At 42.6% G+C, this 26,398-nt stretch carries 28 protein-coding genes and 2 pseudogenes; 16 read left to right on the top strand and 14 right to left on the bottom strand.

Going from position 1 to position 26,398, the window contains the following annotated elements; genetic code table 11:
- Positions 1-33 precede the first annotated feature (33 nt).
- The 5 genes from FW774_RS14505 to pyrF all read right to left on the bottom strand — a co-directional run bounded on the left by FW774_RS14505 (position 34) and on the right by pyrF (position 3,159).
- Positions 34-267, bottom strand: a complete 234-nt coding sequence (locus FW774_RS14505; RefSeq protein ID WP_149348921.1) for a Txe/YoeB family addiction module toxin — start codon at positions 265-267, stop codon at positions 34-36.
- A 28-nt stretch (positions 268-295) separates the two neighbouring features.
- On the bottom strand, positions 296-532 hold the full coding sequence (locus FW774_RS14500; protein ID WP_149348920.1) for a DUF2683 family protein: 237 nt from the start codon (positions 530-532) through the stop codon (positions 296-298).
- A 141-nt stretch (positions 533-673) separates the two neighbouring features.
- Positions 674-895: a PspC domain-containing protein gene (locus tag FW774_RS14495; RefSeq protein WP_149348919.1), complete on the bottom strand. Its 222-nt coding sequence runs from the start codon at positions 893-895 to the stop codon at positions 674-676.
- Positions 895-2,178, bottom strand: a complete 1,284-nt coding sequence (locus FW774_RS14490; RefSeq protein ID WP_149348918.1) for a DUF2851 family protein — start codon at positions 2,176-2,178, stop codon at positions 895-897. The genes FW774_RS14495 and FW774_RS14490 overlap by 1 nt, the downstream gene beginning before the upstream one ends.
- A gap of 147 nt (positions 2,179-2,325) precedes the next feature.
- Positions 2,326-3,159, bottom strand: a complete 834-nt coding sequence (gene pyrF / locus FW774_RS14485; RefSeq protein ID WP_149348917.1) for an orotidine-5'-phosphate decarboxylase — start codon at positions 3,157-3,159, stop codon at positions 2,326-2,328.
- Between the two features lie 254 nt (positions 3,160-3,413).
- On the opposite strand from pyrF, the gene rho reads away from it, so the two are divergent.
- Both rho and pssA read left to right on the top strand, forming a co-directional pair.
- Complete coding sequence (gene rho, locus FW774_RS14480; RefSeq protein ID WP_149348916.1) at positions 3,414-5,024, top strand: transcription termination factor Rho; 1,611 nt, start codon at positions 3,414-3,416, stop codon at positions 5,022-5,024.
- 79 nt (positions 5,025-5,103) lie between these two features.
- Positions 5,104-5,796: a CDP-diacylglycerol--serine O-phosphatidyltransferase gene (gene pssA / locus FW774_RS14475; protein ID WP_149348915.1), complete on the top strand. Its 693-nt coding sequence runs from the start codon at positions 5,104-5,106 to the stop codon at positions 5,794-5,796.
- 4 nt (positions 5,797-5,800) lie between these two features.
- On the opposite strand, the gene FW774_RS14470 is transcribed toward pssA, so the two are convergent.
- The gene (locus FW774_RS14470; protein WP_149348914.1) at positions 5,801-6,166 is read right to left on the bottom strand and encodes an Hpt domain-containing protein; all 366 of its coding nucleotides are present in this window, start codon (positions 6,164-6,166) and stop codon (positions 5,801-5,803) included.
- Between the two features lie 89 nt (positions 6,167-6,255).
- On the bottom strand, positions 6,256-6,741 hold the full coding sequence (gene folK, locus FW774_RS14465) for a 2-amino-4-hydroxy-6-hydroxymethyldihydropteridine diphosphokinase (protein WP_149348913.1): 486 nt from the start codon (positions 6,739-6,741) through the stop codon (positions 6,256-6,258).
- Between the two features lie 185 nt (positions 6,742-6,926).
- On the opposite strand from folK, the gene sppA reads away from it, so the two are divergent.
- A complete protein-coding gene (sppA, locus tag FW774_RS14460) occupies positions 6,927-8,684 on the top strand; it encodes a signal peptide peptidase SppA (protein ID WP_149348912.1) in 1,758 nt (585 codons plus the stop codon).
- A gap of 5 nt (positions 8,685-8,689) precedes the next feature.
- Here sppA and FW774_RS14455 read toward each other — a convergent pair whose 3' ends face one another.
- The 3 genes from FW774_RS14455 to ygiD all read right to left on the bottom strand — a co-directional run bounded on the left by FW774_RS14455 (position 8,690) and on the right by ygiD (position 10,267).
- Positions 8,690-9,091, bottom strand: coding sequence for a hypothetical protein (locus tag FW774_RS14455; RefSeq protein ID WP_149348911.1), 402 nt, complete (start codon positions 9,089-9,091; stop codon positions 8,690-8,692).
- A gap of 113 nt (positions 9,092-9,204) precedes the next feature.
- Positions 9,205-9,402 carry a hypothetical protein gene (locus FW774_RS14450; protein WP_149348910.1) on the bottom strand — a complete coding sequence of 66 codons (198 nt, stop codon included), beginning with the start codon at positions 9,400-9,402 and terminating at the stop codon, positions 9,205-9,207.
- Positions 9,403-9,439: 37 nt separating this feature from the next.
- Positions 9,440-10,267 carry a 4,5-DOPA dioxygenase extradiol gene (gene ygiD, locus FW774_RS14445; protein ID WP_149348909.1) on the bottom strand — a complete coding sequence of 276 codons (828 nt, stop codon included), beginning with the start codon at positions 10,265-10,267 and terminating at the stop codon, positions 9,440-9,442.
- Between the two features lie 57 nt (positions 10,268-10,324).
- On the opposite strand from ygiD, the gene FW774_RS14440 reads away from it, so the two are divergent.
- From FW774_RS14440 to FW774_RS14400, 9 genes and pseudogenes are all read left to right on the top strand, one after another.
- Positions 10,325-11,977, top strand: a complete 1,653-nt coding sequence (locus FW774_RS14440; protein ID WP_149348908.1) for a DNA polymerase/3'-5' exonuclease PolX — start codon at positions 10,325-10,327, stop codon at positions 11,975-11,977.
- Positions 11,978-11,982: 5 nt separating this feature from the next.
- A complete protein-coding gene (locus FW774_RS14435) occupies positions 11,983-12,969 on the top strand; it encodes a glycosyltransferase family 9 protein (protein WP_149349054.1) in 987 nt (328 codons plus the stop codon).
- An 8-nt stretch (positions 12,970-12,977) separates the two neighbouring features.
- A complete protein-coding gene (locus FW774_RS14430; RefSeq protein ID WP_149348907.1) occupies positions 12,978-13,472 on the top strand; it encodes a SixA phosphatase family protein in 495 nt (164 codons plus the stop codon).
- 98 nt (positions 13,473-13,570) lie between these two features.
- Positions 13,571-13,912, top strand: a complete 342-nt coding sequence (locus FW774_RS14425) for a DUF6883 domain-containing protein (RefSeq protein ID WP_149348906.1) — start codon at positions 13,571-13,573, stop codon at positions 13,910-13,912.
- The gene (locus tag FW774_RS14420) at positions 13,909-14,127 is read left to right on the top strand and encodes a DUF4926 domain-containing protein (RefSeq protein ID WP_149348905.1); all 219 of its coding nucleotides are present in this window, start codon (positions 13,909-13,911) and stop codon (positions 14,125-14,127) included. The genes FW774_RS14425 and FW774_RS14420 overlap by 4 nt, the downstream gene beginning before the upstream one ends.
- 203 nt (positions 14,128-14,330) lie before the next feature.
- Positions 14,331-14,429: pseudogene (locus FW774_RS20910) on the top strand (hypothetical protein); the annotation flags it as partial.
- Between the two features lie 160 nt (positions 14,430-14,589).
- Positions 14,590-14,688 (top strand): annotated as a pseudogene (locus tag FW774_RS20905) (hypothetical protein); the annotation flags it as partial.
- A 233-nt stretch (positions 14,689-14,921) separates the two neighbouring features.
- A complete protein-coding gene (locus FW774_RS14405; protein WP_149348903.1) occupies positions 14,922-15,170 on the top strand; it encodes a hypothetical protein in 249 nt (82 codons plus the stop codon).
- A 48-nt stretch (positions 15,171-15,218) separates the two neighbouring features.
- Positions 15,219-15,632, top strand: coding sequence for a PIN domain-containing protein (locus FW774_RS14400; RefSeq protein WP_197739867.1), 414 nt, complete (start codon positions 15,219-15,221; stop codon positions 15,630-15,632).
- A 330-nt stretch (positions 15,633-15,962) separates the two neighbouring features.
- Here the strand turns inward: FW774_RS14400 and dprA are convergent, their stop codons facing one another.
- From dprA to FW774_RS14380, 4 genes are read right to left on the bottom strand one after another with little or no spacing between them, the layout of a single operon-like run.
- Entirely contained in the window at positions 15,963-17,054 is a 1,092-nt protein-coding gene (gene dprA, locus FW774_RS14395; protein WP_149348902.1) for a DNA-processing protein DprA, read from the bottom strand.
- A complete protein-coding gene (rsmG, locus tag FW774_RS14390; RefSeq protein WP_149348901.1) occupies positions 17,054-17,683 on the bottom strand; it encodes a 16S rRNA (guanine(527)-N(7))-methyltransferase RsmG in 630 nt (209 codons plus the stop codon). The genes dprA and rsmG overlap by 1 nt, the downstream gene beginning before the upstream one ends.
- Entirely contained in the window at positions 17,673-18,284 is a 612-nt protein-coding gene (locus FW774_RS14385) for an RNA polymerase sigma factor (RefSeq protein ID WP_149348900.1), read from the bottom strand. The genes rsmG and FW774_RS14385 overlap by 11 nt, the downstream gene beginning before the upstream one ends.
- Positions 18,275-19,315, bottom strand: a complete 1,041-nt coding sequence (locus FW774_RS14380) for a glycosyltransferase (RefSeq protein ID WP_242457840.1) — start codon at positions 19,313-19,315, stop codon at positions 18,275-18,277. Before FW774_RS14380 ends, FW774_RS14385 begins: the two co-directional genes overlap by 10 nt.
- 210 nt (positions 19,316-19,525) lie before the next feature.
- Here FW774_RS14380 and tgt point away from each other — a divergent pair, with 210 nt between their 5' ends.
- The 4 genes from tgt to FW774_RS14360 all read left to right on the top strand — a co-directional run bounded on the left by tgt (position 19,526) and on the right by FW774_RS14360 (position 26,392).
- Positions 19,526-20,656: a tRNA guanosine(34) transglycosylase Tgt gene (tgt, locus tag FW774_RS14375; protein WP_149348898.1), complete on the top strand. Its 1,131-nt coding sequence runs from the start codon at positions 19,526-19,528 to the stop codon at positions 20,654-20,656.
- A 128-nt stretch (positions 20,657-20,784) separates the two neighbouring features.
- Positions 20,785-21,882 carry an LptF/LptG family permease gene (locus tag FW774_RS14370; RefSeq protein ID WP_187774909.1) on the top strand — a complete coding sequence of 366 codons (1,098 nt, stop codon included), beginning with the start codon at positions 20,785-20,787 and terminating at the stop codon, positions 21,880-21,882.
- An 86-nt stretch (positions 21,883-21,968) separates the two neighbouring features.
- The gene (locus tag FW774_RS14365; RefSeq protein ID WP_149348897.1) at positions 21,969-22,880 is read left to right on the top strand and encodes a DMT family transporter; all 912 of its coding nucleotides are present in this window, start codon (positions 21,969-21,971) and stop codon (positions 22,878-22,880) included.
- A gap of 659 nt (positions 22,881-23,539) precedes the next feature.
- Positions 23,540-26,392, top strand: coding sequence for a TolB family protein (locus FW774_RS14360; RefSeq protein WP_149348896.1), 2,853 nt, complete (start codon positions 23,540-23,542; stop codon positions 26,390-26,392).
- Positions 26,393-26,398: the final 6 nt, after the last annotated feature.

The following is a 26,398-nucleotide window of genomic DNA, read 5'->3' as shown; positions in this document are numbered from 1 at the left end:
CTCGTGAAACAACCATCGAAAAGAAACCTGATACTACGAATAATGTCCTTTAACTGACTGAATGTACACGATATCTTCTTCGACCCGGTAAATAAGCCTGTGTTTTTGATTGATGCGCCTTGACCACAAACCTGAAAGATTATGCCTTAATGGCTCTGGTTTTCCTGTTCCTGTAAAAGGGTGTTTTGTTAGCTCATCAACAAGTATAGCAATCTTTTTTAAAGCAACCTTCTCTCCCGCTTTTTTCAAAGCCTGAATGTGTTCCAGCGCTAAGGGCCAAGCGAGATTTTAAAATTCATTCTCCGAAAAGTTCTTTCTTTAAGGCGTCATCCAAAATGACACAAGGTCCGGTTTTAGCTTTTGCCACGCCTTCTTCAACAATTTGGATATTCTTAGGGTCTGAGAACCAGGCATCTCCACTTGGCGAAGGATTGATTGAACTTTCGCCTTCTTTTCTGAAACTGACATTTAAAGCCCTTAGGACAGCTTTAATGGCAATCAGTTGCTTTTTATTTTGAGGTTCAACAATCAATGTCTCCGTAATTACAAAATTATACAATATTCCTTACAATAACCATACATAAGCTTCGGCTTATATTTATACAGGTCAGGGAAATTCTAAAGTATATTATCCATTGATTTCCTTTGGCGAACTTCGCAAGAACAATCAGTCTTAAAAATCCCAAATCCGGGTACGGATACGTTTAACGTAATTGCGGATATCTAAGAAAAAGGCGGCCAGCAGGTAAACAATGATCGGGAAACCGGCAGCCAGAAAAGAAGTATAAATAAAAAACAAACGTATTTTGGATATGGAAATATTTAACCGCTCGCCCAAGTACGTACAAACGCCAAACGATTGCTTTTCAAAATAAGTTAATATACGCCGAAACATCAGTTTGTATGGATTAACTTAACACCAACCCCGCAAGTTAAGCATTTTTTTTGATCGCAATACTGTTTTTTTAATTGCAATAAGGCCTGCGACCGGTCGGCCCTGCCCTGCTTAACTCCTATAGCATAAAAACGATTAACTATATGATTTATTTCAGAAGGCAGATCTTCAAGCAAGGCAATTGCCCGGTTCACAAAACGCTCCTTACCGATATACCGTCCATAGCTGAATAAAAACAAGGCTACCGTATTTAACAGAATATTATCAATAGAATCTGCTCCTAATTGTATATGATGTGTTTTGCTCTCCTTATCAAAACGATAATGCGTTTCCCAATAGGCGTTAACCGGCAAATCAGTAAATAAGCTACGGATGGTTTTAACGTCAGTAATCTCAATAATCTTTGAAAACAGGTGATTAGATTTTAGCACCAACGCCGCAAACTGTGCCAGGCGGATAGTCGGAAAATTCTGCGGGCGTAAGCGCATAAACTTCCATAAGTAGCCATCTATGGGCGAAAGCTGGTGTTTTGCAGCCAGAAAACGGTATTCTGTTTTCAATAAATTACCATATCCGTCTGCAAAATCATTTTCCAGTAAGCCCGCCTGACCAAAAACCAGAGCTTCTATCTGCAGATCACTGTTTTTATACCGGGCAAGTATTTGTTGTGGTAACGACCGTGCCAGAAGCTCAAAAGGCAACGCATTGGTTTTAAAGCCAAAGTTACGGGCCAGTGTGATATAAAAAGCATCGTCCCAACTGCCCTTATATTCATTTACAAGATTTAGAACCTGTTCAGAGCGATGCTCAAACCGCTCGATCAGCACCCGCGAAAGCCAGGTGCTGATGTAAAAATCGTCTACCTGCCGAATGCTGTGCTCACAAGGTATCCAGTTCATATTCTGCATTAACCCGGAATAACGGCTAATTACATCCGGTGAGATACGATGCTGTAAAACCAGTGTTGCAATAGCTGTCCCGTCACTGCGTACCGCCGGCATGTCATCAACAAACACTACATGCAGAATTACGTTGTCGTAAGCTTTATCCTGCTGATGGGAATGTTTAAACCAATCGGATGATCGAAGATGCATTTCAACATTTCCGGCCCATAAGGTATCGTTAATACGAATTTTCGCCTGCTCAAAGTCCGGCCCCGAATTGGTATTATGTATACCCGGCGATATGATCTCCATCCTATCGCCCTGCGTTGTTTCCAGGCCGGCAGTATCAAACAACCTGAATTTCCAGACAAAATGGAGCAAATCTTCAGAGAAATCCATTTCATAAAATTAGAAAAACGGCTTATAGTCCGCAAGTGGGAAGTCAGAAAAGTGCAGAAGCCACAGATAGAAGCAAGAACATAGAGGCAAGAAACAAGATAAGGAGCACAATCCTGCTCCCTCCCTTTGGGAGGGTCGGGGTGGGCCTTAAATCCCCAGCTTATCTAATTCCAAGGCCATTTGCTGCTGTATTTTCAACGCTTCTTCGCGGGCTTTCTCGGCAAAATCTTCGCCATTAGAAGCATAAAGTATGGAACGGGAAGCATTAACCAGTAAGCCGCAATCGGCATTCATACCATAACGGCATACATCTTCCAGGCTGCCACCTTGTGCGCCAACGCCGGGAACCAGTAAAAAATGATCAGGTGCATGCTTGCGGATGGTCAGAAAATTTTCGCCGCGGGTAGCACCTACTACAAACATCAGATTATCCCCGCTGCCCCACGTAACCGCCTTTTTGAGCACTTCTTCGAATAAGGCTTCTTCAGAATTATTAACAGGAAGAAACTGGAAATCCTTACTTCCGTCATTGGATGTTAGCGCCAGCAGAATTACCCATTTATCCTGAAACTGGAGAAAAGGCGTTACCGAATCAGCGCCCATATATGGTGCAATGGTAATGGCATCAAAGCTCATTCCCGATGCTTCCTTATCAAAAAAGGCTTTGGCGTACATGGTCGAAGTGTTACCAATATCGCCACGCTTGGCATCAATTATACTTAAGCAGTGGGAAGGTATATGCTGCCAGGTTTTAACTAAACTTTGCCAGCCTTGTATTCCCCGCGATTCATAAAATGCAGCGTTCGGTTTATAAGCCACACAGATATCCTGCGTGGCCGCGATGATCTGTTTATTAAATTCAAAAACAGGATCACTTTTTTCAAGCAAAAACGACGGAATTTTGTTGATATCGGTATCTAAGCCTACACATAAAAATGAACGTTTTAGCTTTATCTGCTCAATTAGCTGGTTGCGGGTCATGTACGGAAGAAAAATTTGACGCGAAAATAACCAAAATTGGGCCCGACCCGAAAAAATATTTTTCCAAACTTTTTGTTATTTGAAATTAATGCATTAACATTGCGCAGTTATCTCGAAAAATTTATCCTGCGTATCAGGAAATCATTAAACTTCTTGAAACAATAAAGTTTATACTGACAGTGTTGATGTTGTACCCGATGGATAAATTCTGTTAACGCAACAAAGTATCCAAAAAAATTTATAATAAAATCTTAATGTTAAATACCACCGATTTGAGCGACAAGCTCGTATCTGAGCTTCGTGAAATTGCAAAAACCTATGGGTTAGCCAATGTAGAAGGCTTACGGAAACAAGAACTTATTAACCAGATCAGAGAACAGGAGCAGTTGATACAAGCTGCTAAAGAAAGCGCTGCACAGGCTGCCGATCATTCAAATGAAAGCCCTATAGCTGAACCTGATCAGGAAGTAAAACCGCGTGCCAAACGTACCCGTACCGTAACAAAACAGGCAGTTCCTGTTACCAAGATGCGCAAAAGCGATCAACCGGCAGCAGACCAAACCTTATTTGACCAGGCGGATACTGCTTCGGCAGCAACTGCACCTTCAAAAATTTCGGAGCCTGCACAGGAAGAAGAAAAAGCAATTAACAATCAGCCTAAAAAAGCTGACAAACAAAATAAAGATAACCAGGCGCCACAAGCTAAAGCTCAGGATAAGATCAACGAGCACTTAGCTACTAACCTGGATTTTGATAATGTAATTGTAAACGAAGGTGTGCTGGAAATCATGCCCGACGGTTACGGCTTTTTGCGGTCTTCAGATTACAACTACCTCACCTCGCCTGACGATATCTATGTTTCGCAATCACAAATAAAATTATTCGGCTTAAAAACCGGCGATACCGTTCGTGGAAGTATTCGTCCGCCTAAAGAAGGCGAAAAATATTTCCCGCTGGTACGTGTAGAGGCTATCAATGGCCGCATTCCTGCCGAGGTTCGCGACCGTGTTCCGTTTGATTACCTTACGCCCCTGTTCCCGTCAGAACGGCTTAACCTGTTTACCGATGCCGGAAATTACTCAACCCGCATCATGGATTTGTTTACGCCAATTGGTAAAGGTCAGCGGGGGTTGATTGTGGCCCAACCAAAAACCGGTAAAACCATCCTGTTAAAGGATGTTGCCAATGCCATCGCAAAAAATCATCCGGAGGTTTACCTGATCATCTTACTGATTGATGAACGCCCCGAAGAAGTAACCGATATGGCCCGTAGCGTACGTGCCGAAGTGGTATCGTCTACCTTCGACGAGCCGGCAGACCGCCATGTTAAAATAGCTAATATCGTACTCGAAAAGGCCAAACGTATGGTTGAATGTGGTCATGATGTGGTTATCCTGCTTGACTCTATTACCCGCCTGGCACGGGCATACAACACTGTTGCACCGGCATCGGGTAAAATACTTTCGGGTGGTGTTGATGCCAACGCGTTACACAAACCTAAACGTTTCTTTGGTGCTGCCCGTAACATTGAAGATGGCGGCTCACTTACCATATTGGCCACAGCGCTGATCGATACTGGTTCAAAAATGGATGAAGTAATTTTTGAAGAGTTTAAAGGAACCGGAAATATGGAATTGCAGTTGGATCGCAAGCTTTCCAACAAACGTATTTTCCCGGCTATCGACCTTACAGCATCCAGCACACGCCGCGACGATTTGCTGCATGACCGCGAAACCCTGCAACGTGTATGGATATTGCGGAATCACCTGGCTGATATGAACTCACAGGAAGCTATGGAGTTCTTACAAACACAGATCAGAGGAACTAAAACCAACGAAGAGTTTTTAGTATCTATGAACGGATAACTAAAGGTTGAAGGCATGAGGTTTAAGGTATAAGGTTTTACCTTACACCTTAAACCCTCCACTTAAGTCTTGCGCAGCTATGAAAAAGCATATTCCAAACACGGTAACTTGCTTAAACCTGTTTAGCGGATGCGTAGGTATTGTATTTGCCTTTAACGGCGATTTAAAGAGCGCCGGATATGCCATCTTTATTGCCGCCATCTTTGATTTCCTGGACGGGATGCTCGCCCGTTTACTGAAAGCTTATTCAGAAATTGGCAAGCAACTGGATTCGCTGGCGGATGTGATCAGTTTTGGATTGTTGCCGGCAATAATTATTTACCAGTTGTTTTTAGAAGCACCGCAACTGGCAGACGTAAGTCCGTATCTTAATTATTCGGCTTTTCTGATTGCTATATTTTCAGCACTGCGATTGGCCAAATTCAATATCGATGAACGCCAAACCGAAAATTTTATTGGTTTGCCCACACCGGCAAACGCCATGCTGATTGCTTCGCTCCCGTTTATTGTAGCGGGCGATAATACCTTTTTAGCCGACTTTATCCACAATCCTTATTTCCTGCTCATCTTCAGCCTGGGAATGAGCCTGTTGCTGGTAGCTGAAATTCCGTTGTTCTCGCTCAAATTTAAATCACTGGGAATCAAAGAGAATCTTTTCCGGTACATTTTGGTTGCGGCAAGCCTGGCATTGATCATTATCGCTCAATTCGCCGCTATTCCCGTCATTATTTTTGGATATATTATCCTGTCGGTTATACAAGCAAGGGTGTGAGATTTTACTCTGCTTCAAGCTGCGCCTTATACTCCTTTAACTGTGCAAACAGCAATGTACAGATTTCATGAAGGGCATTAACTTTTGACGGCAAGCCATCCAGGTTCTCCAGATTGCGGGCATTCCGCTCCACGGTTTGCATATCTTCCCTGGCCTGATCTGCACCCATAAATGCCAGCGTAGGTTTTATTTTATGGGCTACATCTCCTACCGTTTTCCAATCGGCATTCTGAACAGCCTCAAGCAATTCCTCAAAATAACCGGGTGTTTGCATTAAAAACACATCAATCATTTCAATAATAAATTCTTTGCTGCCACCGGTAATCTCGTTGAGATAGGACATATTCCACAGTTGCGTATTTTCTGACATAATAAATAGTTTAGGTTTTAAATTTACAGGTTAAAATTAAAAATTCTGCCGATTAATCATCCACACCATTCTGTTTAAACAGCAGCAGGCTATCCAATAACTTTTCGCACTTCAAGGTTATCTGTTAATGCTTCGAGCAACTCTTTGAGCGGTTGTTTCAGCTTCGGGTGCATAAAGTCAGGCGCCAACTCTACCAAAGGTACCAGCGTAAAACGTCGCTGGTGCAAGTACGGGTGCGGGATAATAAGATCGCTCTCATCAACTATCCGGTTATCATAAAATAAAATATCAATATCAATAATACGTGCCCCCCACTTTTCATGGCGGATACGGCCCATCGTTTTCTCTATCTTCAGCACTTGGCTTAGTAAATCTTCCGGCGATAATTTAGTTTCAATCTCCAGCACCTGGTTCAGGTAATCGGGCTGCTGCTCATTACCCCACGAGGCTGTTTCGTACACGGCCGACTGACGCACTACCTGACCGATATGTCTGCTAATCAACGTTATAGCTTGCTTCAGATAGCTGAACCTGTCGCCCAGATTACTACCCAGCAGCAAAAAAACTCTGTTCATCCAACAAAAGTAAATTTTCCGGCGTTAGATTGTAACATATAAGCGGTCAACCACTCTATTTTTGTATACTTGTGGTGCTAAGTAAAAAGTTAAAAGTCAAAATTAAAAAGTCAAAAAATTGCAAAGAACCATTGAATGTTTTATAAACATTCAAATAATTCCAGCAGTTATAATAGAAATCTGATATGAAACAGTTCTTCAAATTTGTACTTGCCTCAGTCGTAGGATTTATCCTCTCTGCCTTTATACTGTTCGTTATTGCGCTTATTGCCATAAGCGTAGTCATTAGTTCCGCAGAAAAAAATACCGACGTGGCCAACAACTCTGTTTTGCATATCGACCTGGCTTATCCTATAAAGGAACGTACCGTTAAAAATCCGCTCACCTATATGGGGATAAACGAAGATAAGAGCCTGGGATTGAATGACATCCTGTCCAGCATTAAAAAAGCAGCTTCCGATTCCCGGATAAAAGGTATTTATCTCGATTTATCCAGCGTTCAGGCAGGAATGGCTACTGTAGAGGAAATCCGTAATGCTTTGCTTGAGTTTAAAAAGTCAAAAAAATTCATTGTCGCTTACAGCGAAGTCTATACCCAGGGCGCCTATTACCTGGCTTCTGTTGCCGATAAAGTTTATCTTAACCCCGAAGGGCTGCTTGAATTTAAGGGATTTGGCGCTGAGCTTACCTTCTTTAAAGGCACGCTTGATAAGTTAGAAATTGAACCACAGGTAATTCGTGTAGGGACATTTAAGAGTGCGGTTGAGCCCTTTATTTTAGATAAGATGAGCGACGCGAACCGCTTGCAGGTTACTTCGTTTGTTGGTTCCATGTACGACCATTTCCTTACCCAGATAGCTTCAAGCCGCGGCATTGTGAAAGATTCGCTTTTCGCGATAGCCAACGACCTGAAAGTACAGAATGCATCTGAAGCAGTGCAATATAAATTAGCCGATGCCTTAGCCTATAAAGATGAGGTTCTGGCAGACCTGAGAAAGCGACTGGATATTGATAAGGATGCCGACATTAAATCGGTTTCTCTTACCGATTATAATGACGCGAAAGATTCCGGTTCAGGCGGCGATAATGACAAGCGTATTGCCGTAGTCTACGCTTCCGGCGAGATTACCGGCGGCGAAGGTAACGATGAAACAATGGGTTCAGAACGTATTTCAAGGGCAATTCGTAAGGCACGTACCGACAAAAAGGTAAAAGCTGTGGTTTTGCGGGTGAATTCGCCGGGAGGCAGCGCACTGGCTTCGGATGTGATTTGGCGTGAAGTAGTGCTAACCAAAAAGGTAAAACCGGTTATCGTATCTATGGGCGATTTGGCGGCTTCCGGCGGCTACTATATCTCCTGTGCAGCCGATTCCATTTTTGCCGAACCGAATACCATAACCGGCTCCATTGGCGTATTCGGTATCATTCCGAATATGCAGAAATTCTTTAACCATAAGCTGGGGATTACCTTTGATGGTGTAAAAACCGGCAAATTTTCAGATTTAGGCAATATCACCCGTCCGCTTACCGATGCCGAAAAAGTTATTATACAGAACGAAGTTAACCGCATTTATAATGGCTTTACCAAACACGTAGCCGAAGGACGTAAAAAAGAGCAGGCTTATATTAACAGTATTGGCCAGGGACGTGTCTGGACCGGCGCCCAGGCGGTAAAAAACGGCCTGGTTGACCGCTTAGGCAATATTGATGACGCTGTAAAATCGGCCGCTAAAATGGCTAAAATATCAGATTATAAAATTGTAAGCTATCCGGCCATTAAAAGTCCGCTGCAATCACTGCTAGATAATTCCGGCGATAAGCTCAAAGATTATTTTACCAAGTTACAGCTCGGCGACCAGTATAAATATTATGGACAAGTGCAGGAAGCTTTACGTTCTACCGGTATACAGGCTCGCTTGCCGTATTATATTACTATTAATTAGAGAAATTATTCCCGGTTTTTATTGATGCGTTCCAGCTCGGCAATGTCAAGCTGGTCTTTTAACCGGTTAGTTGCTTTTTTATTAGCTATCAGGTGATTGTAATGCAAAAAATGCAGCTCAATATCGCCAACAAGGGTTATGGTTGCCATTTCGTCGTATTCATCGAACCTGGCTTTATCCAGCCCCGGAATATCGGTCATTAAATCTACATACAGGCCATCATCCATCAGTACCTCACAGTAACCGGCAATAATAGGCACTTCCATCAACATATCGTACTGACCGTAGCCCATATCGCTTAACGCGTTAATTAAGTTTTTCCTGTTTTCCGGTGTATCCTTCAGGTAAATATCCAAATCACCTGTTGTGCGATTATAGCCATATTGGTTTACCGCAAAGCCACCCACAATTAAATACCTTACCTAATGCCGGAAGGTGCTAACCAGTTGCAGCATTTCGGAATTTTCACTATCAAAAGACACGATGGTGGAGTTGAAAGTTTAAAGTCGAAAGTTTAAAATTAAGGTTTACGAATAATGATGCCCCTGCCCTGCGGATATTTAAGCGGCTTACCACCGTTCAATTGTACGGCAACGTGATTAAGATGAAGCAGGGCTTTCAGTTTACCCTCGCCGGAACGACTGAGATACTGACCCTCACGCTCATTGACAATATGTTCAAGCGGGATGGATGTATCGTATATTTTTAACCTGCCCATTATTCAAATATACACAAAATAGTACAAAGAATAACTGCTATCCCACTTTTACCGAGGTCATGGTTAAGGAGCCTCCCACTGCTTTATCGTTAAAAAACGAAACCGGTTCCCGCTCTCCTTTTACTCCTAAGGTATATAACAACGGCAAATAATGCTCCGGTGTAGGTATGGCAAGCGATGCCTCTCTGCCCAGGGACTCATAATTAACCAGCTTCTGATGCTCATTATTCGCAATAAGGTTTTTGAATACAGTATTCATTTCCAGCGCCCAGTCATAGCCACCGCCATGAATCATTTTCCAGTCCATGATACGTAAATTATGCACCATGTTCCCGCTGCCTAAAATCAGCACGCCTTTTTTACGTAAAGCATAAATTTCCTTTGCCAGTTCGTAATGAAACTTCGGTGGTTTAGTATAATCTATACTGAGCTGTAATACCGGGATATTCGCTTCCGGGTACATGTGCTTTACTACTGTCCAGGCGCCGTGGTCAAGTCCCCAATCGTGGTCTAAGCCGACAGGAGTGCTATGAATTAACCCTGCTGTTTTTTTTGCAAGCTCAGCATCGCCGGGAGCCGGATAGGTTACATTAAACAATGCCAGCGGAAACCCATAAAAATCATGGATAGTTGGCGGAAAATCCATAGCAGTTATGTGCGTTCCACGGGTAAACCAGTGTGCCGAAATAACCAGCACAGCCTGAGGAACCAGTATTTGTTTTGCCATAGCCGACCAGGTTCGGCTGAATTCATTATCTTCTATCCCATTCATGGGCGAACCATGGCCGATAAATAACACCGGCATCAATTGCTCCTGAACGGGCAAATCGCGGGTTAGTTTTTTGAAATCATTCCATTGAGACATTTACTTTTCTCCTTTAAATAGCATCACGCAGCAGATTTTACTACTTTTGATTCCTGAATGGAAAACAAAACTATTGCCAGAACCTTCCGCTTGTTTAGCCAACTAATGGAACTATACGACGAAAACCCGTTCAAAGTACGTTCTATGGCTAACGCGGCCTTCAAAATCGACAAATTACCTTTTGCCATCGCCCAAAAATCTCCCGACGAAATGGCAGTGATTGACGGTATCGGCAAAAGCACGGCCGGGAAAATACAGGAGCTACTCAGTGATGGAACAATTGCCGAGTTACAATTCCTGCTCGACCAAACCCCCGAAGGTGTGCTGGAGATTATGTCTGTAAAAGGCTTAGGCCCCAAAAAGGTAAAAATTATCTGGAAAGAGCTGGGCATTGAATCGCTGGGCGAACTGCTGTACGCCTGTAACGAGAACCGGCTTATTGAAGCTAAAGGCTTTGGACTGAAAACCCAGCTCGAGATAAAAAACGCCATCGAATTTAAAATTGCCAGCAACGGCTGCTTTTTATATGCACAAATTGAAGCTTACGCAACCGATTTACTGCAAGCACTGAAAGCCAGGCTAAATACCGAACAGGTTGCATTCACCGGGCAGTTCAGGCGTTGTTGTGAGGTAATCACCTCGCTGGATATACTTATTGCCGGTACAGAAATGCCTGCTATTGATGACCTGTTTCCCGATGCTGAAATTAGTCTGAAAGGCGATACCGAATTGCAGATAACAACTATTTCAGGGCTAAATACCTGTATCAGAACCTGTCCGGCCAACGAGTTCAAATACCAGCTTTTTGTACAAACGGGCAGTGAAGAGCATGTACAGGAAGTTTTAAAACGCATCAGTACGCCTGTACAGTTGTTGAGCGAAGCTGAAATCTATAAAGCCGGGGGGCTGGCATATATTGAGCCTGAGCTACGCGAAGGACTAACCGAAATCCGCGAAGCCGAAAACGGCACGTTACCGCAGCTAATTACATTTGCCGATTTGCAGGGAACCTTGCACAATCACAGTACCTGGAGTGATGGTGTGAATACCATTAAAGAAATGGCGCTGTTCTGTCGTGATGAATTAAAATTACATTACCTGGGCATATCAGACCACTCCAAATCGGCGTTTTACGCAAACGGCTTAACCGAAGAACGCGTACTGGCCCAGCAGAAAGAAATTGACGAACTAAACCGTGAACTTGCCCCGTTCAGGATATTTAAGGGTATAGAATCTGATATTTTATTTGACGGTTCGCTGGATTACCCGGATGAAATCCTGGCTACCTTTGATTTTGTGGTGGCATCAGTACATTCTGTATTGAAAATGAACGAGGAAAAAGCTACCAGTCGCCTGATTAAAGCTATTGAGAACCCATTTATTACCATTTTAGGGCATCCTACCGGAAGACTTTTATTGAGCCGTAGCGGATACAGCATTGATTACAAAAAGGTAATAGACGCTTGTGCCGCTAATGGCGTAGTTATGGAGATTAACGCGAATCCGCTTCGCCTTGACCTGGACTGGCGCTGGCATCGCTACGCGACAGAAAAAGGTGTATTATTATCGATAAATCCTGATGCTCACCGTACCAGCGGATTTTATGACATGCACTATGGTATTCTGGCTGCCCGAAAGGGTGGTGTTAGTGCATCAAACTGTTTAAACGCATTTTCGTTGGATAAGATAACGGCGTTTTTCAATCGTTAGAAGTGATGAAGATATTGGTGATACGTCTAAGTTCTATGGGAGATATTATTTACACCACCCCCATAGTGCGTTGCCTTAAAAAGCAGCTACCCAATGCCGAAGTTCACTTTCTTACCAAGCCTGCTTTCAGTTACCTGTACGATAACAATCCTTATGTTGATAAGCTGCTTCTGCTGAAACCATCCCTAAAGGAAACGATTGAAGAAATTAAAAGCGAGCATTATGATTACCTGGTCGATTTGCACCGGAACCTCCGGACAAGTATCATTAAACTGCAAACACGTATTCCTTCAAGCACGTATAATAAACAATCACTGCTAAAGTGGCTTAGCCTGAAATTCAAAAAAAACCTGGTTCCACCGGTGCATTTAGTTGACAGGTATTTTAAGGCTGTAGCTCCCTTAGGCATTATAAACGACAATAAACCGATTGATTATTTTTTCAAACAGGAGCATAACCTTTCAACACTGCTTCCCCCGGCTTTTTCAAACGGTTATATAGCTTTTATCATTGGGGCAACTCATTTCACCAAAAGGATGCCTAACGAAAAAGTGATTTCAATTTGTAACCGGCTAAATTATCCTATTGTGCTGTTGGGAGGAAAAGATGTTGTGCATAATGCCCGTGAAATCGAAGAAAAGAGTACTGCTTCCATTTTTAACGCATGCGGCACACTAACATTGGATGAATCTGTATTCCTCGTTTCCCAAGCAAGCACTGTTATTGGTTTTGATACCGGGTTAACGCACATAGCCGAAGCTTTTAATAAGCCCATTGTTTCCATCTGGGGCAGTACCGTACCCGAATTATTGGGCGTACAACCCTATAAAGTTGATCGTGTTTTGGAAGCTGGTGTTACATTGCCCTGTCGCCCCTGTTCTAAATTTGGCTTAGCGAAATGCCCCAAAGGACATTTTAAGTGCATGTGGCAGATAGACGAAAAAAACATCATAAATTTTGTAACCACTACAGTTAATCCTGCTTCTTTATAACTCTGATTATGAAAAAACTTCTCATTATACGTCATGCTAAATCCGACTGGGATAACATGGAATTATCTGACTTTGACCGTCCGCTCAATCATCGTGGTGAGAAAAACGCTCCCGAAATGGCTCAACGGTTACTCAAAAAGCATATTATTCCGCAGCACCTGGTGAGTAGTCCGGCGCTACGGGCCATTAGTACCGCCCGCTACTTTGCGGATATTTTGGGTATCAACCCGGAAGAAATTCAGCAGGAAAAGGCCATTTATGAGGCTTCATTCACAATCTTGCTTAACCTGATTAACACGTTTGATAACCGGTTTGATTTTATCGCGTTGTTTGGTCATAACCCCGCGGTAACCAACCTGGTTTACCATTTATCGGGCAAGCAGGTATACAATATGCCTACATGTAGCATGGCGCTCATTGAATTTCCTTTTGATGAATGGGAATACATCAGCGGCAATACGGGCGACTTGCTTTGGTTTGATTTTCCGAAGAGTAATGGGTAAAGGCCTGATTGAGTCGTTTTTTAAAAGGTAAAATTGAGGGCTTCGCCGTTAAAAATCTCATAGTCTCTTATTAAACAGAATAGTTTTTAAATTTGAGAATGAGCTTATTACCGAATTACGAATTAGCCGAAATACCTGATGAAAAAATTTATGATCATTGTTTAAACCCTTACCACGAAAGAGGGCAACATAAAGCAAAAATATTTAGGCAGGTTTTCGGCATTACCATTGAACATGGCGAACTTTTAAAAATGGCAATATTCGCTCAATTGGGTAAGTTTGAAGTAACAGCTATTCGAAAAAACAGCTTTGGCGTAATATACACTGTACCGTTAAAAATTTCTATATTTGATAAAGAAGCCGAAATAATAACAGCACGGATTGTTGAAAACAATAGCTTAATACCACGATTCTTAACCTGTTATGCAGATAAAAAATGAAAGACGAGACAATAAAAATATTGGATATAGTCGCCCTATTAAAAGATTTGCCCAATGAAAAATTATTGCGTGGGCAAATAGGTACTGTAGTAGAACGCTACAGCGATACAGATTTTGAAGTGGAATTTTCTGACAACAACGGCAAAACCATTTTTATGCTCACTCTTAACACAGGCGATATTATGCTGCTGCATAATGAGCTTGTGAGCGCATAATAATTTTGGTTGGTTTCTTTTTTAAAGGTAAATCGTTTAAAAACCTCATAGTCTCCACAAAATCTAATTATAGCACTGCCACTGCCATTTAAACCGAATGGTAGCGGATACCGGCCTTGTGACCAATGCCCCGGTTCGTGTCTTCACGAACCGGAAAGAAAGCTCCGTGAAGACACGAAGCTTGGCTTGGCGATACAGACTTTGAAGTAGAGTTTTCTGATAACAATGGTAAAACTATTTCTATGCTCACTCTTCACACAGGCGATATTATGCTGCTGCATAATGAGCTTGTGAGCGCATAATAATTTTGGTTGGTTTCTTTTTTTTAAAAGGTAAAATTGAGGGGCCTTGCCGTTAAAAACCTTATAGATACCTGCTTACCCAATGCCCCGGTTCGTGTCTTCACGAACCGGAAAGAAAGCTCCGTGAAGACACGAAGCTTGGCCTGGCGATACAGATTTTGAAGTGGAATTTTCTGACAACAACGGCAAAACCATTTCTATGCTCACTCTTCACACAGGCGATATTATGCTGCTGCATAATGAACTTGTGAGCGCATAATAATTTTGGTTGGTTTCTTTTTTTTACAAGGTAAAATTGAGGGGCCTTGCCGTTAAAAACCTTATAGATACCTGCTTACCTAAGGATTATCAAGGCTCTTTATTTATACTTCGAGGAAATTCTTAAAGACTGCTATTTCTTATTTTCCTGAAAGAAAAATTGTATATTTACGAGACAGGAACAAATTTTCTGTTCACAGATTTATCGGGTGTAAAAAAAATAACAGCCGTATTATGACAACAATAACCATTACAAAAGGCACAAAACAAGGTGTTGATGCCTTGCTGAACGAAGCCCGGAGATTAGGGTTAGAAGTTTCTGTTTCAGAGGAAAACAAGGAAAAAACGCCTAAAAAACTAACCTATTATCAAAAACAAAAGCTGATAAAACAACTTTCGCAAGAAACCAACCGCAACTTAACAAAGCGCCTTTACGCCGAACACGGAATGCCCTATCCTGATGATAGTAATAACGGACAGTAATATTTTTACAGTGCGTTAATCACACCCAAAGGCGCAGTAGCAGAAGTATTGTTGGAAGGACGCACCATACAGTTTATTGCACCGAGTCACCTTATCGACGAAATTAAAGAACATACAGAAAGACTTACAAGCGCTATCGGCAAAACGCCAAAAGAAGTTTCAGCGATGTTTAAAAAACTTTTGAATGGAGTTAAAATAATTGAAATATCAGCAATTCCCAATGAATACATCAGATTAGCCGAAGACATTGTAAAAGATATTGACCCTGATGACGTTTTCTTCGTAGCATTCCATTTCTACAAAAAACACAAAATATGGATAGGAGACACAAAACTTGTCCTCGGCCTTAAAGCCAAAGGATATAACATCTGCGTAACCACTGCACAACTGAAGCGTAGGCTTTACAAAAAACAAAGAAGTAAGTTCCTGCTTCCGGTAAAACTATGCTATCCCGCCCGGTAGCGCTAAGCTCCGGCTTAGGTTTATAGGTCATTACCGCACAGACAGCGTTCTGAACGCTGTCTGTGTTGTACCGACAGTTTACAGCACTGTCCCTGCCATTTAAACCGGATGGAGCGGATACCGGCCTGCGACTAAGGCCTTGCAGGCGTATGAGCGTACAGCCGGACTACCGGTATCAACAATTACAGAACCCTGCTTTTCTAAAGAAATAATAGCATAGGAACCAGCGCCACTCCTCTCCTCCACAGGAGTCTTTTGGATAAAGGGAGAGAGTTAGTACCTATACTATCGTCTTGTTTCTTGTCTCTTTGTTCCTGCTTCTATCTCCCGTCAGTTCGCCAGGCGATAAATTTTACCGGGCATGGCAATGATAATTTCCTGCATTTCAAGTTCCAGGATAAGCATGGCCAGCTTGTTTTGAGGGATATTGGTTTTTAGCGCCAAATCATCAATACCGATCAACCCACTGGCTTCGATACAATCGACAATGGTTTGCTCGTCGCCTGACAGGTTTAGATTCAGTACTGGTTTCGGCTCAGGTTTTTGTTCCGGCAGTGTCCAACCTAAAATATATTCCAGGTCTTTTATCCCCGAAATGAGCGCAGCCCGGTTGGTTTTAATCAGGTAATTGCACCCGGCAGAATATTCATGATAGACATCGCCGGGAAACGCGAATACATCGCGATTGTACGAATTAGCCAATTCGGCGGTAATCAACGCTCCGCCTTTCAAAGCGGCTTCCACCACGATGGTGGCATCGGCCAGACCGGCAATAATCCGGTTTCGCTTGGGGAAATTTTCCCTGTCGGGATTTGTACCCGACATAAATTCGGTAAGCAATGCGCCATTTTCAAGCATTTTTACAGCTAAATCACGATTTACTGCCGGGTAAATGCGGTCGAGCCCATGACCTAAAACCGCTGCCGTTTGTACATGATGTTTGATGCAGGCCCGGTGTGCCAGGCTGTCAATTCCATGCGCTAATCCACTAATTATCAAAACATTAAATCGCTGTAAATCTTCAATCAGCTTATCACAGATTTCGCGACCGTAAGCCGTGGCATTACGGGTTCCGACTACGCTTATAATGTGCTTGGCATTAAAATCCACATCGCCCTTGTAATAAAGCAAAACGGGCGTATCATAACACATCCGCAAACGCTGCGGAAATGCTTTATCAGCATAAAAAAGGGTCTTGATACCGTTCTTCTCGACAAAAGCTACCTCTTCTTCGGCACGGGAAAAACCTTCTTTTTGCACAATGGCCTCGGCCAGTGGTTTCCGTATTCCGGCATCCAGCAAATCTGCCTTTGGCGTATTAAAAATCGCTTCGGCATTACCAAATCGCTCCACGAGCAGCCTTGCGGTAACAGCGCCACAGCCCGGCAAACCGGTTAATGCTATTTGGTGAAGCAACGACATCAGTAACGGGGGATGTAAACAATATATTTGGTATCAAAAAAATCTTCGCTAAAATAATCAGAAAGTGGAATCAGCTGTGCTTTCAGCCCACTCTCGGCGATTTCTTCCTGCAAGTCTCCCCCTTTCAGGTATAATATCCCGTTAGGAATAGCATTTTTAGATTCTTTGCTGAATTTATGCTGAATCCAGGGGTAAAAATCGTTAAGTCGCGTTACCGCCCGCGATACAATGAAGTTGAATTTATCGTTTACCTGTTCGGCCCGGGAATGGGAGGCTTCGACATTTTTAATTCCGGCCCCAGAGATTACTTCCTGCACTACCTTAATTTTTTTCCCGATAGAATCTACCAGATGAAAACGGGTTTCGGGGAAAAGAATGGCCAGCGGAATACCGGGAAAACCGCCGCCTGTACCTACATCCAGTACTTTTTCACCGGGAAAAAACGATACGAATTTTGCAATGGCCAGCGAGTGCAGAATATGATGCAGGTATAAGCTGTCCATATCTTTGCGGGATATGACATTAATACGGGCATTCCAGAAACGGTATAATTCATCCAGTTGTGCAAACTGTGCTTTTTGGGTTTCTGTGAGATGCGGAAAATAATGAGCTATCAGTTCAGAAGTCACTTCGCGGGTTCTTCTTTTTACGGTTCAATATATTAAATAACAGGTCTCTGGCTCTGAAAAGTTGCGCCTTGACGGTCCCTAAAGGCAAATCTAATTCCTTTGCTATAGCCTCATACGATAATTCATCGTAATAACGCAATGTAATAAGCAGCCGGTAACGGGTAGGCAATTTATCAATAATCAGCTTTAACTGCTCAGCCTGCTGCTTCCGGATAGAATGTTCTTCCGGATTCAGGTCATTGGTTTTAATTTGTACCGGAACAAAATCAGAGTCATCGGTTTGTGCATCAATCGATACCAGATGAAGCTTTTTCTTCCGTAAAAAATCGATACAATTATTGGTAGCTACTTTAAAGAGCCAGGTGCTGAATGCAAAATCAGGTTTATATTTATCAATATTTTCAAAGGCTTTGCCAAACGTTTCAACGGTAAGGTCCATAGCATCATCGCGATTGTTAACCATTTTAAGCGCCATAAAATAAATAGCGTCTTTGTAGCGCTGCATAAGCTCTGCATACGCTTTCTGGTCTCCTTCCCGGGCCTTTTGTACCAAATTAAAATCATTTTTCGCGTTAGACGAAAAACCGGGGTTTACTTCCATTGAACTTTCTTCTTAAATACCGAAACAATACCGAGAGTAAGGACATAAAAATAGTAAATGATGTCTAAAAACAACAATCCATAAACTAAATCTTTATAATGCAGCTGTTTCAGCGCCTTCCCGTAAATAACAAGCTGGCTGATAAACCGGATGAGGAATATGCCCAGCAGAACCCACCATTGAGCTCTTAAAATAATTAAAATGACCAGGAATATATAGAAAAATACTGCTGATAATACCTGGAGTGTCAAAATGCGTTTATGTTCGGTACGATAGGCTTTGCCAGCTCCCTGGTGTCTGATTTTTTGTTTAAAGTAAGCCGAATATAATGTCTTGGCATCGCTGTAAACAAAGGCTTCTTCTTCGGTTTCAACCGCGGTATTGCCGGCATTGGCATTCTGATTGACAAACAAATCATCATCGCCCGAAGGGATATGCATGTGTGCAGCAAAGCCTTTATTTCTGAAAAATAAGGATTTGCGGTAAGCCATATTCCGCCCAACTCCCATGTACGGGTTTCCGGACAGGGCAAATGATAAATAGTTTAGTGCCGTAATAAATGTCTCGTAACGGATGATGGCATTTAGTAAGCCCTTGGCTCTACGATATGGCGAATAGCCGAGCACAATTTCCGTGTTGTCTCTAAAATTGCGCTGCATTTTGGCAATCCAGTTGGGCGATACGGGTTCGCAATCGGCATCAGTAAACAATAGTATCTCGTTTTTAGCGGCTTTAATGCCCAGTGTAACCGCGAATTTTTTACCATGCTTAAACCGGGCATGCTCCGTGATAGTGACGGTTTTAAGATGCGGATAGCATTGTGATAACTTGCGAAGAGTCTCATCAGAACTATCTGACGAACAATCATTTACTACAATAACTTCAAAATCAGGATAATTTTGTTCCAATACCGACGGCAAATAGCGTTGCAGGTTATGCTCCTCGTTACGGGCACAGATAATAACCGACACGGGATTAAACACCGTAACCGCTTGCTCCGCCGGTTTGTACGCCGCCAGTTTTGACTGCACAACCACAATAAAATACAATTGAATCAGGAAACAAAGCTGGAATAAAATGAAAACAACAATATAGCTATACTCTGTCAAAGCGTTGTGAGATTAAGACGGCAAATTTCTGATTTTTAACGAAACATTCAGCGATGTTGAAAAAATATAAACATGCCCGCCGCCCATATTTTTCATATTTTTGCAGGCCGCTATCGCGGTTAGCGTTTATACATGAAGTTTACACTACAGGCCACAGATAAATTCAGTAAAGCCCGTGCCGGCGAAATCATTACCGGGCATGGCACCATTAATACCCCTATTTTTATGCCTGTAGGCACAGCCGGGTCAGTCAAAGCGGTTCATCAGCGTGAATTAAGGGATGATATCAAGGCGCAGATTATCCTGGGTAATACCTATCACTTGTATCTCAGGCCCGGGCTGGATGTTTTGGAACAGGCCGGTGGATTACACCGTTTTAATGGCTGGAATAAACCTATTCTTACCGATAGCGGCGGCTACCAGGTGTATTCATTAACCGAGGTACGCAAAATTCGCGAAGAAGGTGTCACATTTCGCTCACATATTGACGGCTCAAAGCACTTATTCACGCCCGAAAACGCCATGGATATTCAGCGCACTATTGGAGCCGATATCATTATGGCTTTTGATGAATGTACACCTTACCCCTGCGATTATCAATACGCCCGCCGCTCAGTTGATATGACGCACCGTTGGTTAAAACGCTGTTGCGAACGCTTTGATACCACGGCACCGAAATATGGTTATGAGCAAAGCCTCTTCCCTATTGTACAAGGTTCGGTTTACAAAGACCTGCGAATAAAGTCTGCCGAGACCATTGCCTCGTTTGAACGTGATGGAAATGCAATTGGCGGCCTGTCTGTCGGCGAACCTGCCGAAGAAATGTATGCCATGACCGAAGTAGTTTGCTCGATACTACCCGAAAATAAACCGCGTTATCTGATGGGTGTAGGCACACCGGTAAACATTCTCGAAAATATCGCCTTGGGTATTGATATGTTCGATTGTGTAATGCCCACCCGGAATGCCCGGAACGGCATGTTGTTTACCAAAAATGGCATTATCAATATCCGCAACGAAAAATGGAAAAATGATTTTTCGCCCATAGAGAAAGACAGCGATTTGTTTGCTGACCGCGAATATAGTAAGGCATATTTACGTCACCTGGTACACGCTAAAGAAATTCTGGGGGCGCAGATTGCAACGCTTCACAACCTGCACTTTTACCTGTGGCTGGTTACCGAAGCCCGTAGCCAGATTATTGCCGGCGATTTTTATGAATGGAAAAATAAAATGGTAAGACAATTGGCGCAACGGTTGTAGCGTGAAAATTTCAAAATTAAAAGTCAAAAATCAAAAACTGCACAACCGAATGAATGATTGCCAAAGAGTAATAACATGAACCAGTCTTGCATAAACTTTTTACTTTTGACTTTTAACTTAACGCAGGGATGAGCAATTTTGACTGGCATATAAAAACTATCGACTGGTATATTATCAAAAAATACCTGGGCACGTTCATATTTACCATGGCCGTGTTTACGGTGGTAATCGTCATCTTTGATATATCAGAAAAATTGGACGACTTTTTAAAGCACAATGCCCCACTTTCCAAAATTGTTTTTGAGTATTATGCCGGTTTTATTCCATTCTATCTCAACTTTTTATCACCGCTTATCAATTTTATTGCGGTTATATTTTTTACGGCAAAAATGGCCGACCAAACTGAAATTGTACCTATCCTGAGCGGTGGCGTTAGCTTTACGCGATTTTTATATCCTTACTTTATATCGTCATTCATTATTTTCATTGTCACGCTGGTATTTAATATTTTCATTATCCCCGAAACCAACCAGCTAAAAATCAATTTCGAGAATACATACATTGACCCGAAATCGGATAACTCCAAACAGGAAACGCACATGCAGCTGGATAAAAACACCTATGTGTATGTGCAGAATTTTGACAACAACCTGAAAACAGGCTATAAATTCTATCTGGAAAAATTCAATGGCGATGTATTGAAATCACGTCTCATTGCCGACCAGATTGCCTGGGATTCGGTTAAACATCAATGGAAAATCAGGAATTATTCTATACGCACAGTAAACGGACTCAAAGAAAAAATGGCGTCGGGCACTGAAAAAGATACTATTTTAGATATGCGTCCCCAGGATTTTGAGGTGTACGACAACATTTATACGGCAATGAACATGCATGAGTTGAACACCCATATTGAGAAGGAAAAAATACGCGGAACGGGTGTTATGGTCAATCTGCTATTAGAAAAATATAAGCGCTTTGTCTACCCGCTTTCCACCTTTGTGCTTACCTTGATGGGTGTAGCCCTCTCGTCAAAAAAGGTACGCGGAGGCGTGGGATTATCATTAGGGGCCGGTATTTTTTTGAGCTTTACCTATATCCTGTTCATCCAGTTCTCTACCATGTTCTCGTTAAAGGGTGGACTCCCGCCGCTCATTGCCGTATTTATTCCGAATGTCGCCTTTGGGATATTGAGCATTTACCTCACACGTAAAGCACCTAAATAAGGCTGATTATAAGCCCGGTGTAAAATGATTTGCAACGCCAACCGGCGAGGCTTAAATCCTTGTATTTTTGTGCTTTACTTCTCTTCATGACACAACATCATTCGCTGAAACGCAACTTATTTATCCTGCATTTTACGGTATTTATCTGGGGATTTACCGGCATCCTAGGCGCATTAATATCGATATCTGCGGTTCACCTGGTCTGGTACAGGGTGCTCATCGCTTTTACTACCCTGTTTATTTATTTTAAGATAGTAAAAACACCCATACGCATGTCGTGGCAGGATTTCGCGAAATTATTCTTTACAGGCGCTATTGTCGGGCTTCACTGGATACTATTCTTCCAATCCATAAAGCTTTCCACCGTTTCGGTAACACTGGTTTGCCTCTCGTCCATGACACTGTTTACGGCCTTCTTAGAACCGCTTATCAAACGCCAGAAAATAGCCCTTATTGAGATATTGGTAGGGCTGATTATTGTTTTTGGCATTTATCTCATCTTTAAATTTGAAACAAAATACACATTGGGCATTATATCCGGTCTGGTAAGCGCTTTATGCGCCAGTCTCTTTTCAATCATTAATTCCAGGCAAATAAAACGTCACGCCGCCCCCATAATAAGCTTTTACGAGCTATTGGGAGCCTGGGTCTGGATAAGCCTGTATATGGCTTTCACCAACGGTTTTAATCAAGGCCTGAACCTGCAATTTACAGACACGTTATATCTGCTGCTTTTGGGCGTTATTTGTACGGCTGTAGCATACGTTGCAGGGGTATCTGTAATGAAAGAAATATCAGCGTTCCGGGTAGCATTGATAACCAACCTTGAACCCGTTTACGGGATACTTTTAGCCTTCTTGTTTTTTGGCGAACAGAAGCAGCTGACATCCGGGTTTTACGCCGGGGCCGTCATTGTGTTATCGGCAATTTTCATGTACCCGGTTATCAGGAATAAAGTAGAAAAAAGAAAAATACAAAAGCGAATCCCTTTAGGATAAATCGAGTAATAAATACACTAAGTTTATCTAAAAATCTACATCTTCAAATCATTCTACAAAATAGCCGGATACCATTTCTCTGCGCTCATTCTCATACTCACGTTCTATTACGAAGGCAAACCGGATTCAGATTTCCCAACCGAAGCATTGTTTTTTGAGAGCTGCTTAAAATCTAAATACTGCAAAAATGACAGTATAAATTGAGAGCTGGTTTTCCCCAAAGAAAATTGCCAAACATCCAGAACCAGAATCCTACTATCGGCAACAGCCAGTCAAAATCAAAACCCGAAAAAGAAGTGTTGTCAAACACTTAGCTCCTGTAAAAAATTGGCAGCAGTACATCCTGAGTCAGCAGGAGCGGAGCGCCGAATTCTATATACAGCCCTTAGAATTTTCATCAACTTTTTTCAGGCTTCCTAAGAGCCATAGTCAGATTAAAAGTGATGCCGGTATAATTAGTAAAAAATCACAACGCAGAAATCTTCGCCATACTGAATTATATCATATTTTTTACGTATTTTCACCATATTATATAAACATTTCGGTCAATAATATTTTAACATAAAAAACTTAAAGCCAATTTTTTACAAAATTTAATTGACACATATATTTAAATAAAATAAAAATCCGGCAATTCAAAATACCAACATTTTTAGCAAATGCTTTACAGAGAACAAAAAATATACAACAAGATTCTAAAAATCAGTTTTTTAATAGCACTTATATCAACTGTAAATGCACAATTGATTTTTGCTCAGATTTTTGATGCTGCACAGAACCCTCCATCACTAAAATGGCGGCAAATTAGCACCGAAAATTTCCAGGTGCTCTACCCTTCCGGCTTTGAAAACGAAGCGCAGCGAATGGCAAACACGTTAAGCTCCATCATCAGTCGTGTAAGTTTTTCGTATAAAATCAAGCCTCGTAAAATCACTGTTATCCTGCAAAACCAGGGCACCTCCTCTAACGGTTTTGTGCAGTTGGCCCCACGCCGGGTCGAGTTCTTTTCTACCCCACCCCAGGATTTTGATTACCAGGATTGGTTAAATAGTCTGGCGGTACATGAGCTGCGACATGTAGTCCAGTTTGACAAATTGACAGGCTATCTTCGACAGCCGGTATTCGAAGAATTGGCCCTGGCAATTTTCGGCATCACCCTTCCGCCCTGGTTTTATGAAGGCGATGCCGTTACCATAGAAACCGCCTTATCTCCGGCAGGCCGGGGCAGGCTGCCGGAATGGGATGTTACATTAAGGACAAATACACTAAGTCATTCCACATTCAGCTATTCAAAAGACATCATGGGTTCGGTAAAGAACATCACACCCGGCTATTACCAGATGGGATTTTACATGACCTCGAAACTTCGCCGCGATTATGGAAGTGGCATCATGGATAGCCTGCTGACACGTATTTCGCATAACCCGGTGAGACCGTATAATCTTAGCAATTCCTTAAAGAAATTCACCGGTTTAAGTACCCGCAAACTGCACGATTCTACCGTTGCAGAATTACGCACAAAATGGAGCAAACAACTGGCCGATGCGGGGGCAAAAGATTACCCGTTATTACCGCATCAAAACAATAAAGGTCCGGCAGATTATTTGTATCCCGCAGCCATCTCACCTACCGAAATCCTGGCCTTGAAAACCGGGAAAACATCCGTTCCTAAAATTGTCCGGATAGATTCCTCCGGAAACGAAAAAACGGTGCTCAAAATCGGTTTACAGGAAGACCCTTCTTTCAATTACGCGGCTGGCAAAATCACCTGGGATGAGTTCAGGTATGACAAACGCTATCAAAAACGCTCATTCAATGTCATCAACGTTTATGAGCTATCCACCGGGAATTACAGGCAACTTACCCATAAAACCCGCCTCTTTGCTCCTGCCCTTTCTCCCGATGGCACTAAAATCATCGCCGTACAGATTTCATACACCAACCAGATTTCGCTCCTGGAGCTTGACGCGACAAACGGTAAAACCATCCGGGAGTTTGCTTCGCCGGACAATATCATGTTACAAAAACCACGTTATAATCCCCGTGCAGATAAAATTATTGTAACCGGTGTAAGTCAGCAGGGAACAACACTGCTTGAACTGAACATAACAACCGGGCAATTTACCCGGCTTCTGCCGTATCAGCCGCAGCTGATTGCCAACCCGGTTTACACCAGCGAAAACCAGGTAGTGTTCAAGGCCCACTTTAACGGTATCGATAATTTATACCGGCTTAACACACAAACCCGGCAAACCGAACAAATCACATCTGTTAAATTCGGCGCTTATAACCCTTCGTACGATGAATCATCGCACCGCATGCTGTTTAACAATTACCAGTTTAACGGCAATGAAATCACATCGCTAACCATGCCCCGAACAGCAATACCCATACAACAGGTAAAAAATACGTCCATCCATTATATTGCTCCCATAACCCGGCAGGAAGGTAATTCCAGCGTTTTCGACAGCATCAGCAACCGGCATTACGCCTCAAAACCCTACCGGGAACTGGAACATCTCTTTTACTTTCACAGCGTTTACCCGGTAATTGAAGAGAACGAATTTTACGACGATTACAATTACGGCTTACAGCTCCAATCAGACAATAAGCTGAACACCATGAGCTTTTACGCGGGCTACCGGTTTAACAATGCCCTGAGAAAGAGCGAATATTTCGGCGGTATAACCTACAGCCGTTTTTATCCCGTTTTAAGCCTTAACTATCAAAACCAGGCCCGGCTGTATTACCAGAAAACCATGACGGGCTATCAGCCGGTTTCATGGCGTGAAAACGTGTGGGAAGCCAAAGCCGAAATTCCCTTTACCTTCAATCGCTTAAATTATACGTACAGCACCGGTACGCGAATCAGCACCAGCTATGTTTCACGGTACAATTCCAATATGAGCAACCTGGTATCGCACCTTGATTTTCCGATGCTTTACGAAGTGTATTTCAGCCGGAATAGCTCACGAAGCCCCCGCCAGCTGGCGCCCAGATGGGGGCAAAACCTGCTGCTGTCTTACCAGGATGTACCTTTTGAGAAAAACCTTGACGGAAATATACTGGTATTAAAATCCACATTTTATTTCCCGGGCTTCGCCTTGAACCATTCGTTCAGGGCATCGTTCAATTACCAGGACGCGGCCGGCGATTTTATCGGGACGGTGGATATTCCCAAAGTGAGTGGCTACTCCAACCTCAGTATGCCCACGGTTAATTTGAAAAACACGCTGCTCACCGCCTACAGTTTCCCGCTTTTTTATCCCGACTGGGAATTAGGTCCGCTGGCTTATATCAAGCGGTTTAAAGGCAGCTTATTCGCCGATTTCGAGAACATTGGCTATGGTAATGCCTTTGCCCCTAAAACCTACGGATTGCAGCTCTCTGCCGACATGAACCTGCTCCGGTTTTACCTGCCCAACTTTGATGTGGGCGGAAAATTAATTTTCGTTAATGATAAATCGCACCAAAACCCGATATTAGAGGCCAATGTAACCTATAGTTTTTAATTTACC

This window comes from Pedobacter sp. BS3 (genome assembly GCF_008274585.1).
Lineage (GTDB): Bacteria > Bacteroidota > Bacteroidia > Sphingobacteriales > Sphingobacteriaceae > Hufsiella_A.
This window is presented reverse-complemented; position numbering and strand designations above follow the sequence as displayed.

What these genes read in the sequence shown, in the direction of transcription:
- FW774_RS14495 (WP_149348919.1), bottom strand. Translation starts at nt 895, where the DNA reads ATGTTTCGGCGTATATTAACTTATTTTGAAAAGCAATCGTTTGGCGTT.
- FW774_RS14490 (WP_149348918.1), bottom strand. Translation starts at nt 2,178, where the DNA reads ATGGATTTCTCTGAAGATTTGCTCCATTTTGTCTGGAAATTCAGGTTG.
- pyrF (WP_149348917.1), bottom strand. Translation starts at nt 3,159, where the DNA reads ATGACCCGCAACCAGCTAATTGAGCAGATAAAGCTAAAACGTTCATTT.
- rho (WP_149348916.1), top strand. Translation starts at nt 3,414, where the DNA reads ATGTTAAATACCACCGATTTGAGCGACAAGCTCGTATCTGAGCTTCGT.
- pssA (WP_149348915.1), top strand. Translation starts at nt 5,104, where the DNA reads ATGAAAAAGCATATTCCAAACACGGTAACTTGCTTAAACCTGTTTAGC.
- FW774_RS14470 (WP_149348914.1), bottom strand. Translation starts at nt 6,166, where the DNA reads ATGTCAGAAAATACGCAACTGTGGAATATGTCCTATCTCAACGAGATT.
- folK (WP_149348913.1), bottom strand. Translation starts at nt 6,741, where the DNA reads ATGAACAGAGTTTTTTTGCTGCTGGGTAGTAATCTGGGCGACAGGTTC.
- sppA (WP_149348912.1), top strand. Translation starts at nt 6,927, where the DNA reads ATGAAACAGTTCTTCAAATTTGTACTTGCCTCAGTCGTAGGATTTATC.
- FW774_RS14450 (WP_149348910.1), bottom strand. Translation starts at nt 9,402, where the DNA reads ATGGGCAGGTTAAAAATATACGATACATCCATCCCGCTTGAACATATT.
- ygiD (WP_149348909.1), bottom strand. Translation starts at nt 10,267, where the DNA reads ATGTCTCAATGGAATGATTTCAAAAAACTAACCCGCGATTTGCCCGTT.
- FW774_RS14440 (WP_149348908.1), top strand. Translation starts at nt 10,325, where the DNA reads ATGGAAAACAAAACTATTGCCAGAACCTTCCGCTTGTTTAGCCAACTA.
- FW774_RS14435 (WP_149349054.1), top strand. Translation starts at nt 11,983, where the DNA reads ATGAAGATATTGGTGATACGTCTAAGTTCTATGGGAGATATTATTTAC.
- FW774_RS14430 (WP_149348907.1), top strand. Translation starts at nt 12,978, where the DNA reads ATGAAAAAACTTCTCATTATACGTCATGCTAAATCCGACTGGGATAAC.
- FW774_RS14425 (WP_149348906.1), top strand. Translation starts at nt 13,571, where the DNA reads ATGAGCTTATTACCGAATTACGAATTAGCCGAAATACCTGATGAAAAA.
- FW774_RS14420 (WP_149348905.1), top strand. Translation starts at nt 13,909, where the DNA reads ATGAAAGACGAGACAATAAAAATATTGGATATAGTCGCCCTATTAAAA.
- FW774_RS14405 (WP_149348903.1), top strand. Translation starts at nt 14,922, where the DNA reads ATGACAACAATAACCATTACAAAAGGCACAAAACAAGGTGTTGATGCC.
- dprA (WP_149348902.1), bottom strand. Translation starts at nt 17,054, where the DNA reads ATGTCGTTGCTTCACCAAATAGCATTAACCGGTTTGCCGGGCTGTGGC.
- FW774_RS14385 (WP_149348900.1), bottom strand. Translation starts at nt 18,284, where the DNA reads ATGGAAGTAAACCCCGGTTTTTCGTCTAACGCGAAAAATGATTTTAAT.
- tgt (WP_149348898.1), top strand. Translation starts at nt 19,526, where the DNA reads ATGAAGTTTACACTACAGGCCACAGATAAATTCAGTAAAGCCCGTGCC.
- FW774_RS14370 (WP_187774909.1), top strand. Translation starts at nt 20,785, where the DNA reads ATGAGCAATTTTGACTGGCATATAAAAACTATCGACTGGTATATTATC.
- FW774_RS14365 (WP_149348897.1), top strand. Translation starts at nt 21,969, where the DNA reads ATGACACAACATCATTCGCTGAAACGCAACTTATTTATCCTGCATTTT.
- FW774_RS14360 (WP_149348896.1), top strand. Translation starts at nt 23,540, where the DNA reads ATGCTTTACAGAGAACAAAAAATATACAACAAGATTCTAAAAATCAGT.